This is a genomic window from Cryobacterium sp. Hh38 (assembly GCF_004403235.1).
In the GTDB taxonomy this organism is placed as follows: Bacteria; Actinomycetota; Actinomycetes; order Actinomycetales; family Microbacteriaceae; genus Cryobacterium; species Cryobacterium levicorallinum.
The window spans coordinates 226,310-238,328 of sequence record NZ_SOHD01000007.1 but is presented as its reverse complement, the minus strand read 5'-3'; the positions used below and the strand labels follow the sequence as shown (position 1 = coordinate 238,328).

Annotated in this window: 11 protein-coding genes; 2 read left to right on the top strand and 9 right to left on the bottom strand. The window is 65.9% G+C overall.

The features are described from left to right. Positions 1 to 396: 396 nt before the first annotated feature. Together E3T41_RS03365 and tyrS are read right to left on the bottom strand one after the other, a co-directional pair. Positions 397 to 936, bottom strand: coding sequence for a GNAT family N-acetyltransferase (locus E3T41_RS03365; protein ID WP_134477336.1), 540 nt, complete (start codon positions 934 to 936; stop codon positions 397 to 399). Between the two features lie 60 nt (positions 937 to 996). After that, on the bottom strand, positions 997 to 2,298 hold the full coding sequence (tyrS, locus tag E3T41_RS03360) for a tyrosine--tRNA ligase (RefSeq protein WP_134477334.1): 1,302 nt from the start codon (positions 2,296 to 2,298) through the stop codon (positions 997 to 999). A gap of 145 nt (positions 2,299 to 2,443) precedes the next feature. Between tyrS and E3T41_RS03355 the strand changes: the two genes are divergently transcribed. Further along, positions 2,444 to 3,073, top strand: coding sequence for a DNA-binding protein (locus tag E3T41_RS03355; protein WP_104132450.1), 630 nt, complete (start codon positions 2,444 to 2,446; stop codon positions 3,071 to 3,073). Next, positions 3,070 to 3,669 carry a hypothetical protein gene (locus tag E3T41_RS03350; RefSeq protein WP_092449820.1) on the top strand — a complete coding sequence of 200 codons (600 nt, stop codon included), beginning with the start codon at positions 3,070 to 3,072 and terminating at the stop codon, positions 3,667 to 3,669. Before E3T41_RS03355 ends, E3T41_RS03350 begins: the two co-directional genes overlap by 4 nt. Before the next feature lie 120 nt (positions 3,670 to 3,789). Here E3T41_RS03350 and argH read toward each other — a convergent pair whose 3' ends face one another. The 7 genes from argH to argC all read right to left on the bottom strand — a co-directional run bounded on the left by argH (position 3,790) and on the right by argC (position 11,912). Next, complete coding sequence (gene argH, locus E3T41_RS03345; RefSeq protein WP_134477332.1) at positions 3,790 to 5,220, bottom strand: argininosuccinate lyase; 1,431 nt, start codon at positions 5,218 to 5,220, stop codon at positions 3,790 to 3,792. A gap of 7 nt (positions 5,221 to 5,227) precedes the next feature. Continuing rightward, positions 5,228 to 6,427, bottom strand: a complete 1,200-nt coding sequence (locus E3T41_RS03340; protein WP_092449824.1) for an argininosuccinate synthase — start codon at positions 6,425 to 6,427, stop codon at positions 5,228 to 5,230. Positions 6,428 to 6,572: 145 nt separating this feature from the next. Beyond that, on the bottom strand, positions 6,573 to 7,502 hold the full coding sequence (argF, locus tag E3T41_RS03335) for an ornithine carbamoyltransferase (protein ID WP_134467683.1): 930 nt from the start codon (positions 7,500 to 7,502) through the stop codon (positions 6,573 to 6,575). A 96-nt stretch (positions 7,503 to 7,598) separates the two neighbouring features. Continuing rightward, entirely contained in the window at positions 7,599 to 8,780 is a 1,182-nt protein-coding gene (locus E3T41_RS03330) for an acetylornithine transaminase (RefSeq protein ID WP_092449826.1), read from the bottom strand. Continuing rightward, positions 8,777 to 9,685, bottom strand: coding sequence for an acetylglutamate kinase (argB, locus tag E3T41_RS03325; RefSeq protein ID WP_092449828.1), 909 nt, complete (start codon positions 9,683 to 9,685; stop codon positions 8,777 to 8,779). Before argB ends, E3T41_RS03330 begins: the two co-directional genes overlap by 4 nt. Before the next feature lie 2 nt (positions 9,686 to 9,687). Continuing rightward, positions 9,688 to 10,869 (bottom strand): bifunctional glutamate N-acetyltransferase/amino-acid acetyltransferase ArgJ, encoded by a 1,182-nt coding sequence (argJ, locus tag E3T41_RS03320; RefSeq protein ID WP_134477330.1) that lies wholly within the window; start codon positions 10,867 to 10,869, stop codon positions 9,688 to 9,690. Further along, complete coding sequence (gene argC, locus E3T41_RS03315) at positions 10,866 to 11,912, bottom strand: N-acetyl-gamma-glutamyl-phosphate reductase (protein ID WP_092449832.1); 1,047 nt, start codon at positions 11,910 to 11,912, stop codon at positions 10,866 to 10,868. Before argC ends, argJ begins: the two co-directional genes overlap by 4 nt. Positions 11,913 to 12,019 lie beyond the last annotated feature (107 nt).

Below are 12,019 nucleotides of genomic sequence, written 5' to 3'. Positions count from 1 at the left end.
CACATGAGGCCGGAAAGCACTACGGCTTTCCGCACCTTTGGGGTACGTATAGATACATTACGGCCAGACCACCCACCCGTCAAAACGCCCCCCACCCGGGCGTGTCGCACCGCTCCGCACCCACTCGCCGGCCTTCACGGCCGCAGACCAGCCCGCGCTGGTCGACGGCGATCTCGACAAGCTCGATCGACAGAATGGGGCGTTTTAGAGACCGGCCCGCGCTCTTCTCATGAACCGGTCCACCGAGAAAACCGGGCCCACCTTCGGGAACCGAGCCCACGATAGAACATGGGCCCGCTTTCCGGGCCCGGGCCCCGAACCTATCCATGGATGGACCGACCGGGGCTGGCTGCGGGTGACGGGGCAAGGCGGGGTGCCACACCCCACTGGAGACGGCTAAGTCGCGGGGGCCTCGGCGACGAAGAGCTCGCTCACGGAGTTGTAGTACTGGTCGGTTCTCCCCTTGTGCGTCATACCGATGCGCAGGCAGACCCGTTGCGAAGGACGATTGCTCGGGGTGGTCACGGCCACCACCCGGTCGAGTCCCGTCTTCCACCCTTCGGCCAGTACAGCGGATGCCGCCTCGGTCGCGTAGCCGTGGTGCCACGCGTGCGGGTGAAAGTGCCAGCCGATCTCGGTATCCCCCGACGGTTCAAGCGGCGTGACCGGGCTCGAGGCTGGAATCGACTTGAGCAGCAGGTTGCCGAAGATTTCGCCGGTGTCCGCATCCGTTACGGCCCTGATGGCGTGAATGGGGTGTTCCATTCCCTGCCACCGGGTGATCACGGCGATCGCCTCGGCGCGGTCGGTCATCACCCGCGGGTGCAACCCGATGTGTTGCTGCACGGACCACAACGAGTACAACCCGAAGACGAAGTCGGTGTCATCGAGGGTCCAAGGGCGCAGCAGCAGGCGTTCGGTTCGAAGAGTGTCCACGTCGACATCTTGCCACCCACACCTGCCCGACCCCTGCACCGAGCTCGCGCCTCGAAACAGCTACTCGACGAAAATGCCGGCGAGCGTCTTCTTGCCGCGACGCAGTACAGCCACTCCCCCGGGAAGCACCGATCCTTCGATGGTCAGGTCGACGCTGGTGACCTTCTCGTTGTTCAGGTAGACCCCGCCCTGCTGCACCGCGCGGCGCGCGTCACCGAGACTCTTCGACAATTCCGTGTCGACGAGCAACTGCAATACGGTGGCGTGCGGCGCCGTCGTGGTGTGCGGAAGTTCGCGCAACGCGGCCTCGAGGGTATCGGGGTCGAGTTCCGCAAGGTCGCCCTGACCGAACAGCGCCTCGGCGGCGTGGATGGCAGCATCCGTCGCCGCGTGGCCGTGCACGAGGCTGGTCACCTCGAGGGCGAGTCGGCGCTGCGCTTCCCGGCGGAACGGTTCGTTTTCGACAAGCTCGGCGAACCGATCGATTTCGATCCGTGACAGAAATGTGAACACCTTGAGCCGAAAAACCACGTCGGCATCGTCAGTGTTGAGCCAGAACTGATAAAAGGCGTAGGGGCTCGTCAGGTTGGGGTCCAGCCAGACCGCGTTGCCCTCACTCTTGCCGAATTTGGTGCCGTCGCTGTTAGTGATGAGCGGCGTGCCGATCGCGTGCACGCTGCCGCTTTCGGCCCGACGGATGAGATCGGTTCCGCTCGTGAGATTGCCCCACTGATCGCTGCCACCGGTCTGCAACACACAGTTGTAGCTGCGGAACAGTTCGAGGTAGTCCAGGCCCTGCAGAATCTGGTAGCTGAATTCGGTGTAGCTAATGCCGGCATCAGAATTTAGCCGCGCGCTGACAGCATCCTTTTTGAGCATCGTGCCGACGCGGTAGTATTTGCCGATTTCGCGTAGAAAATCGATCGCGGAAAGCGGTGCGGTCCAGTCCAGGTTGTTCACCAGGGTGACGGCGTTATCGCCCTCTGAGCTCAAGAACCGCGAAACCTGGGCCTGCAGGTAGCCGACCCATTCTGCGACGGTATCGGTCGGGGTCAGCGTGCGCTCGGCGGTCGGGCGCGGATCCCCGATGAGTCCCGTGGATCCGCCGACCAGTCCAAGCGGATGATGCCCGGCCAGCTGCAGGCGCCGCATTAGCAGCAGCTGCACGAGATTGCCGAGGTGCAAGCTCGGCGCGGTCGGGTCGAATCCGCAGTAGTAGGTGATCGGACCGCCATCGAGCAGCGCTTTGAGCTCGGTCTCGTCGGTGGAGACGTGCACGAGGCCGCGCCAGTTGATCTCCTCCCAGACGGAATCGAAAGAGGGATCGTTGGTCTGCTGGGCGAGGATGGTGGGGTCTGACACGCGTTCAGATTACCAGCCGTGGCGGCCTCGACGAGTTGCGGGCGGCATCCGCTCGTCTCGAAGAGCAATTTAGTCTAAAACCTATATCTCATTTGATTTAGCCTGTGACCTGAATTATACTGAATGCAGGACGGAGCCTCAGCCCATGTTTGTCATCACCGCTGACCAGATTGACAGCCGCAACGATCACGATCGAGCGCGGGAGATGATCGCGCGACTCGTGGACCAGAGCCCGCACGCATATAGTCTGCCGCCCGACCAGACGGCGGGCGATGAGATCCAATTGCTTGTCTCGACGGCCCGGCCAACGCTCAACGCCATTCTCACGCTGCACCGTTCCGGCCACTGGAGCGTCGGACTCGGGGTGGGCACCGTACGCACTCCCCTGCCGGCGTCGACACGGCAGGCCACCGGTGGCGCGTTCATCGCAGCCCGCGAGGCCGTACTTCGGGCCAAGAAGACCGAGGCGCACTTTGCGCTCGACGTCGGTCAAACGGATGCCGCAGCCCCCGGCATCGAGGCACTCCTCACCATGCTCCTGCTGCTGCGTCAACGCCGCTCCCCGCAGGGCTGGCAGGCCGGTGATCTGTTCGAAAGCGGACTGGCCCAGACCGACATCGCGGACAGGCTCGGCATCACCACCGGGGCGGTGAGCCAGCGGCTCAAAGCGGCGCAGTACCGGGTCGAGCAGGCCGCACGGCCGGCGTTGGTTAGGCTGCTAGAGCAACTCGATGCTGGCCCGAACACCGGCCCGAACGAAACGGAACCCGCATGACTTTCACCGTTCTCACGTTTCTGTACTGGGTCGTCCTACTCCTGGTCACCCTCGCCGCGCTCACCAGCGCCGCGATCGCCTTCAAGTTGCATCGGCAGCTCTACGCCGTCGCCGCCATCGCTGGACTGGCCGTCGCGCTGGTGTTGGCCGCTGTCCCCGTCGGGCCCGGCCCGAGCGCTTTCGGCATTGTGCTCGGCATGCTGGCCCTGGCCCTCGCCGTCATCGGCGGCGGCCCCGTCGCGGTACTCGCCCTCGATCTCGCCACCAACAACTCGGTGCCGCCGGGCCAGCACGGTGGAATCATGGTTCTGAACGCCGGAAAACCGGCCCCGACCATGGCCGGGATCAGTGATCCGGAGACCCACGAGGTGCTGCGCGGGGGTGTGACCATCGGCATCCTGGAACGTCTCGCCGTGGCCGGCGCTATTCTGGCTGGCTTCCCCGAGGCCATCGCCGTCGTCGTCGCCATCAAGGGTGTCGGCCGGTTCACCGAGCTGGCCGCGGCAGAATCGCGTGAGAGGTTCATCATCGGCACCCTGTCAAGCCTCACCTGGGCCTGTGCCTGCGCCGCCCTCGTGCCGATGGCACTGGTCTAGCGCCGCTCTTTTCGACGGCCTGAACGGATGCCTCCCCCGGCATCCAAAACCACCACGAGGACTCGATTCCAAGCGCCAACCCCACTGACTTTCCAGCCGGGCCGGACGCGTTCGGCACGGTTACCGGCTGAGCTCCGCCGTCAGGTCGCGTACCCGGTTGACCAGGTGGGCCCGCTGCTCGGCGACGCGCACCGGCGCGGTTCCGCCGGCGCCGTCGCGGCTGTCGACCGATCCGCGGATGGTGAGCACCTCGCGCACCTCCGGAACGAGGTGCGGCGAAATCGCCAGCAGCGCCGCGTCGTCGACCTCGTGCAGGTCGAGTCCGTTCGTCTCGGCGAACTTCACCAGCGAACCGGTGATCTCGTGCGCATCACGGAACGAAACGTGGCGTTTGACCAGCCATTCGGCGACATCCGTGGCGAGGGAGAACCCCTGCGGCGCGAGCTCGGCCATCCGCTCGGTGTGGAAGGTGAGTGTCGCGACCATGCCGGTGAAGGCGGGCAACAGTACTTCGAGGGTCTGGATCGAGTCGAAGACCGGCTCTTTGTCTTCCTGCAGGTCGCGGTTGTAGGCGAGCGGCAGGCCCTTGAGCGTGGTGAGCAGCCCGGTGAGGTTGCCGATCAGGCGGCCCGACTTGCCGCGAGCGAGCTCGGCGATGTCTGGATTCTTCTTCTGCGGCATGATCGAGGACCCGGTGGAATAGGCGTCGTCGAGGGTGACGAACCCGAATTCGCGGGTGTTCCAGAGAATGATCTCTTCGGCCAGCCGCGACATGTCGATGCCGATTTGAGCGGTGATGTAGGCGAATTCGGCGACCAGGTCGCGGCTCGCGGTGCCGTCGATGGAGTTCTCAACCACGGCGGCGAAGCCCAGGTCGACGGCGACGAGATGCGCGTCGAGACCGAGGGTATTGCCGGCGAGGGCGCCTGAACCGTAGGGGGACGCATCCGCTCGCCGGCCCCAGTCCGCGAAGCGGTCGAGGTCGCGCACGAGTGGCCAGCAGTGCGCCAGCAGGTGGTGGGCGAGCAGCACCGGCTGGGCGTGCTGCAGGTGGGTGCGGCCGGGCATGATGGCCCCGGAGTGCGCTTCGGCCTGAGCGGCGAGGGCGTCGATCAGTTCAATGACGAGGGAGGCGAGAATGGCGGCGTGGTCGCGCAGCCACATGCGCACAAGCGTTGCGACCTGGTCATTGCGGCTGCGGCCGGCGCGAAGTTTGCCGCCGACCTCGACGCCGATGATGTCGATGAGGCCACGTTCAAGGGCCGAGTGCACGTCTTCATCGGCTCCGGCTGGCAGAAATTCGCCGGACACGACGGCGCGCTCGAGTTGTTCGAGCGCGCCGACCATCTGGGTCAATTCGGTGTCGGTGAGATATCCGGCGGCGGCGAGGGCCCTAGCATGCGCGCGGCTGCCCTGCAGGTCGTATTCGGCCAGCATCCAGTCGAACTGGGTCGACTTGCTCAGCCGTGCCAGTTCCGGCGACGGTCCCCCGGCGAAACGGCCGCCCCAGAGGGCACCAGCTCGACCGGCGCGGTTTTTCTCACTCGACACGGATGCCCTACTTCGCGGCGGCGTCGCGTCGTGCGGCGACCTTGCTCGGCAGCGACCACAGCTCGATGAAGCCCTTCGCCATGGTCTGGTCGAAGGAGTCGCCGGTGTCGTAGGTGGCGAGGTTGAAGTCGTACAGGCTGGTCGTGCTCGAACGCCCCGTGACGACGGCAGTGCCGGCGTGCATTTTTAAACGGATGTCGCCGGTCACGTACTTCTGAGTGTCCTCGATGAACACGTCGAGGCTCTTCTTCAGGCCGGAGAACCACAGGCCGTCGTAGACGAGCTCGGCCCATTTGCTCTCGACGCCGCGCTTGTAGCGGGCGACGTCACGTTCGACGGTCATGTTCTCTAGCTCTTCGTGGGCGGCGATGAGCGCCATTCCCGCGGGGGCTTCGTAGATTTCACGGCTCTTAATGCCGACCAGACGGTCCTCGACGATGTCGATGCGACCGACACCCTGGTCGCCGGCGAGACGGTTCATGAGCTGGATCATCTGCAGCGGGGTGACCTTCTTGCCGTCGATGGCGACGGGCACACCCTGCTCGAAGGAGATGACGACCTCGGTCGGGGCGCGGGTGACCGACGGGTCCTGCGTGTAGGTGTACAGGTCTTCGATCGGCGCGTTCCACGGATCTTCGAGGAATCCGGTCTCGACTGCGCGACCCCAGACGTTCTGGTCGACCGAGTACGGGCTCTTCTTGGACTGCACGATGGGCAGGTCATGCTTGGCGGCGTACTCGATGGCTTTGTCGCGGGTCAGCGCGAAGTCGCGGACCGGGGCGAGCGAGGTCAGCTCGGGGGCGAGCGCGGCGACGGCGGCTTCGAATCGAACCTGGTCGTTGCCCTTACCGGTGCAGCCGTGGGCGACGCTGTCGGCGCCGAGTTCCTTGGCGGTGGAGGCGAGGTACTTGGCGATCAGCGGGCGGCTGATGGCTGAGACCAGCGGATAACGCTTCTGGTACAGGGCGTTGGCCTTGAGTGTCGGGATGATGTAGTCGTTGGCGAACTCGTCCTTGGCGTCGATGACGATGGATTCGACGGCGCCGCAGTCGAGGGCGCGCTGACGGATTACGTCCATGTCTTCGCCCTCCTGTCCGACGTCGACGGCGAGGGCTACAACCTCTTTGCCGGTGGCATCTTTGAGCCAGCCGATGCCGACCGAGGTATCCAGTCCCCCCGAGTATGCGAGTACAACGCGTTCCGCCATGGTTCTCCCTAAAATCTTGATCTGTCTAAAGTTTACGTGCTGTGGCGCGGCCCCCGGTCGCCCGGTCGCCCGCCCGCTTCTCTCACTCTTTCCGGGCCCAGGCCCGGTCAGAAAGCATGAGAGCGGATGGCCGCGATCGGGTCGGTCAGGCCGCGTTGTGGGCGAGCAGCCAGACCAACAGCGCCTTCTGGGCGTGCAGGCGGTTCTCCGCCTCGTCCCAGATGATGCTCTGCGGGCCGTCGATGACGTCGGCGGTCACCTCGTAGCCGCGGTCGGCCGGCAGGCAGTGCATGAAGTGCGCGCCCGGCTTGGCCAGGCTCATCAGTTCCGCGTCGACCCGGTACTGGCCGAGGTCGCCGAGGCGCGCGGCCTTCTCCTCTTCCTTACCCATCGACACCCAGGTATCGGTGATGACCACATCGACACCGGTGACGGCCTCGCGCGGGTCAGTGAACAGCGCGACCGAGCCGCCGGTCTGGGCGGCGATGGCGGTCGCATCCGCTACGACCTGATCGGTGGGGGTGTACCCGACCGGCGACGCGATACGCACGTGCATCCCCGCAGTCGCGCCGGCGAGCAGGTAGGACTGGCCCATGTTGCAGGCGCCGTCGCCGAGAAAGGCGAGGGTCTGGCCGGCCAGGTCGCCGCGGTGTTCCCGGATGGTGAGCAGGTCGGCGAGCAGCTGGCAGGGGTGAAAATCATCGCTGAGCGCGTTGATGACCGGCACCGTGGTACCGAGCGCCATTTCTTCGAGTCCGGCCTGACCGTAGGTGCGCCAGACGATTGCGGCGACCTGGCGTTCCAACACGCGAGCGGTGTCGGCGGCGGTTTCCTTGCCGCCGAGCTGGCTGTTCGCGGTGCTGATGATGAGCGGGCTGCCGCCGAGGTCGGCGATGCCGACCGCGAAGGACACCCGGGTGCGGGTCGAAGACTTGTCGAAAATGACCGCCACGGTCTGCGGGCCATTGAGCGGGCGCACCGCGAATCGGTCTCGCTTCAGCTCCAGGGCCAGGTCGAGAATCTCGGCCTGTTCGGCCGGGGAGATGTCGTCGTCGCGCAGGAAATGGCGGGTCACGGTGTCACTTTCGGTTGGAATGCTTTTAGCGGGCAAGCGGATGCCGCTCCAGCGGCCCCGCACGGTTCCCAGCAAGCACAGAGGGATTCGTCCAGCCTAGAGGCTGGCCAGGGCTCGCCCGAACCGGTCCTGGAAGTCGGCGAGTTCGGTGTCACCCACGATCAGCGGTGGGGCGATTCGAATGCTGGTCTCATTGGCGGCGTTGACGATCAGGCCCTCGGCCAAAGCGGCAGCTCCCAGCTTCAACGCGACCGGTTCGGTCAGGCCGATGCCGAGCAGCAGTCCGCGCCCACGCACTTCCTCGATCCAGGGAGACTTGAAACCGAGAATGATCTCGCGCAGCTGCTGGCCCCTTAAGGTGGCGTTGGCGGCGAGATCGTCGCGTTCGATCACGCCGAGCACCGCGTTCGCGGTCGCGGTCACCAGCGGATTCCCGGCGAAGGTCGAGCCGTGCTGGCCACGGCGAAACAGTTCGGAGGCCCAGCCAAAGGTGACGAGCGCACCAATGGGAACACCGCCGCCCATCCCTTTGGCGATGGTGACAGCATCCGGAAGAATGTCGGCGTGGTTGTAGGCGAACCAGGCGCCGGAACGAGCGATGCCGGTCTGGATCTCATCGAGGATGAGCAGCACACCGTGCTCGGTGCACAGCTCCCGCGCACGCTTCAGATAGCCATCGGGCAGGTCGATGACGCCGGCCTCGCCCTTGACCGGTTCGAGAAACAGTGCGGCGACGGTGGTGTCGATGGTCGCTTCGAGTGCCTTGATCGTGCTGTCGATGTGTTCGACGCCGCCGGGAACCGGTTCGAAGGCCTCGCGCATGTGCGGTTTGCCGGAGAGCGCGAGGGCTCCCATGGTGCGACCGTGGAAGGAGTCGTGCAGCGAAATAATGCGGTTGCGGTGGCCCTTATTGTTGAGGCGGGCCAGTTTGAACGCGGCCTCGTTGGCCTCGGCACCGGAGTTGCAGAAGTAAACCCGACCTTCGTCGCCGGCGCCGGTGATGCGCTTGAGACGTTCGGCCAGCTCGATCTGCGGCGGCGTGGCGAAATAGTTGGAGACGTGGCTGATCGTGCCGATCTGCTTCGTGACGGCGGCGACGACCTCGGGGTGGGCGTGGCCGAGCGAGTTCACGGCGATGCCGGCCAGAAAGTCGAGGTACTGGGTGCCTTTTTCGTCCCAGACATAGCAGCCCTCACCGCGCACGAGCATGGCCAACGGCGGGCTGAAGGTTTTCATCATCGCGTCGGCGAAACGGTCTTGCCAGGGATGTTGAGTCATGCGGGTACTACCTCCGTGCCGATGCCGCTTCCAGTAAAAATTTCGAGCAGGATCGAGTGCGGCACTCGCCCGTCGATGATCGCGGCCTTGGCGACGCCGCCCTCGACGGCGTCGAGGCAGGCGGTCATTTTGGGGATCATGCCTGATTCCAGCTGCGGAAGCAGACCGCGCAGCTCGACCACGTCGATGATCGACACCAGCGAATCCCGGTTCGGCCAGTCTCGGTACAGCCCGGCGACGTCGGTGAGAATCACGAGCTTCGCCGCGCCGAGCGCGATCGCGAGTGCGGCAGCAGCAGCGTCGGCGTTGACGTTGAGGGACTGGCCGGGGACATCCGTATCGGGGGCGATCGACGAGACCACCGGGATGCGGCCTGCCGCGAGCTGGGCGAGCACCGCTTCGGGGTCGACGTCGATGACGTCGCCGACCAGTCCGAGGTCGACTTCTTCGCCGTCGATGACCACGCCGCGACGTCTTCCGCGGAACAGGCCGGCGTCTTCGCCGGACAGTCCGGCGGCGAGCGGACCGTGCTGGTTGATGTGGCTGACCAGGTCGCGGTTGATCTGGCCGGTGAGCACCATGCGCACCACGTCCATCGCTTCGGGCGTGGTCACCCGGTAGCCGCCGCGAAACTCGCTCTCGATGCCGAGGCGCTTGAGCATGGCCGAGATTTGCGGGCCGCCGCCGTGCACGACGACCGGGCGAATTCCGGCGTAGCGCAGGTAAACCATGTCCTCGGCGAAGGCGCGTTGCAGCTCTTCGCTGACCATGGCGTTGCCGCCGAATTTCACGACGATGATCTGGTCGTGAAAGCGTTTGAGCCAGGGCAGCGCTTCGATCAGCGTCGCGGCTTTGACGGATGCTTCGGCCTGGCTGGTTTCGTCTGCGTGGGTGATGTCGGTCATATTCAGCTCGAGTACGCGCTGTTCTCTTCGACGTAATCGTGGGTGAGGTCGTTGGTCCACAGCGTGGCCGTTTCACTACCCGCGTGCAGGTCGATCAATACAGTCACGGCGCGGCCCGAGAGGTCGACGAGTTCGCGCGGCTGGTCGGGCTCCCCCGCTGTGCAGACCTGCACACCGTTGATGGCGACATCGATGCCGTAGGGGTCGAATGCGGCGTCCTGAACCGGTACCGTTCCGACGGCGGCGAGCACTCGGCCCCAGTTGGGGTCGTTGCCGAAGATGGCCGACTTGAACAGGTTGCTACGCGAGACCGCACGGGCCACGGTGACGGCTTCGTCGTCGGAGACGGCGTTGGTGACCGTGATCGCCACGTCGTGCGCGGCGCCCTCGGCGTCACCCTGCAGCTGCAGGACCAGGTCGCGGCAGGTGTCGGTGAGCGCTTTGCTGAATTCCGCGTGGTCGGTGGGGACGGCACTCGCCCCGGAGCAGAGCAGGCTCACGGTGTCGTTGGTCGACATGCAGCCATCGGAATCGAGGCGGTCGAAAGTGACCCGGGTCGCCGCGCGGAGCGCAGTGTCGAGGTCGGTCGAGCTGAGCACGGCGTCGGTCGTGATGACGACGAGCATCGTGGCCAGTCCCGGCGCGAGCATACCGGCACCCTTGGCCATTGCGCCAATGCTCCAGCCGTGAGGCGAGGTGTGGGAGGCCTGCTTCGGGCGAGTGTCGGTGGTCATGATCGCCTGCGCGGCCAGGAGGCCGGCTTCGGGCGTGGTGGCGGCATCCGTTTTGATGGAGAGGGTAGCGTCCCAGACGCCGGCGGTGACGAGGTCGAGGTCGAGCTGCTCTCCGATCAGCCCGGTGGAGCAGACCAGTACGTCGCCGGAGGAGATGTCGAGGCGCGTGGCGACCGCTTCGGCGGTGGCATGGGTGGTCTGGAAGCCGATGCTGCCGGTATAACAGTTGGCACCGCCCGAGTTGAGCACGATCGCGCTGACCCGGCCGTCGCTCATGACCTGGGTGCTCCAGATGACGGGGTTGGCCTGGCAGCGGTTGCTCGTGAACACGGTCGCGGCGTTCTGCAGCGGACCGAGATTTTGCACGAGGGCGAGGTCGAGCCCGCCGGACTTTTTCAGGCCGGCGGTGACACCGGCAGCAGCAAAACCGGCGGGAAGGGTGACACTCACGGAGCAACTCCATTCAGGGTCAGACCGAGCGTTTCGGTCAGGCCCAGGGCAATGTTGGCGGATTGGATGGCAGCGCCGGCGGTGCCCTTAACAAGATTATCGATGGCGGTGATCGTGACGACCCGGCCGGCTGCTACGTCGACGGCCAGGCCGATCAGGGCTGTGTTCGCGCCGATAACGTCAGCCGTGCGCGGAAAGTGCCCCTCGGGCAGCAGGTGCACGAACGGTTCGTCGGCGTAGGCGCTCTGCCAGGCGGCACGCACGACCGCGGCGCTGGTGCCCGGCACAATTCGAGCGGTCGCGGTGGCGAGGATACCGCGAGCCATCGGCACGATCACCGGGGTGAACGAGATGGTGGCGTTGGTTTCGGAGCCGGCCCAGCGCAACGACTGCACGATCTCGGGAATGTGCCGGTGGGTGCCGCCGACGGCGTAGGGGTTGGCCGAGCCGAGGATCTCGGCCGCGAGGTTGGGTAGCTTCAGGCTCTTGCCGGCACCGCTCGGGCCGACGGCGAGCACCGCGACTAGGTCCTGCGCCTCGATCACGCCGGCCTGGATGCCGGGAGCCAGGGCGAGGGCGACCGTGCTGGCGTTGCAACCGGGGGCGGCGATGCGGCGGGCACCGACCAGTCGGTCGCGCTGCTTGCCGGTGCCGATCAGCAGTTCTGGTACGCCGTAGCTCCAGGCGCCAAAGTAGTCGCCGCCGTAGAACGCGGCCCAGTCGTCGGGGTTCTCGAGGCGATGGTCGGCGCCGCAATCGATGACGAGGGTGTCGGCCGGCAGGTGCGCGGTCAGCTCGCCGGATTTTCCGTGCGGCAGGGCGACGAAGACGACGTCATGCCCGCTGAGGTTTTGCGGGGTCGTGTCGACCAGGGTCAGGTGGGCGAGGGAACGCAGCGATGGTTGCACATCGATGAGGAGCTGCCCGGCATTGCTGTGCGCGGTGACCGTGCGCACCTCGAATTCGGGGTGTCCGGCGAGCAGCCGCAGCAGTTCGCCGCCCGCATACCCGCTCGCGCCCGCCACTGCCACCGAAAAAACCATGGGTTAAACCTAGCGCGGCCCCGGCGGCCCCGGTTCCGCATCGGCGCGCGGCGTCATGCGCGAGTTCGGTGCGGTCCCGGCCGCATCCGAACGCTGCACCTCGCAGC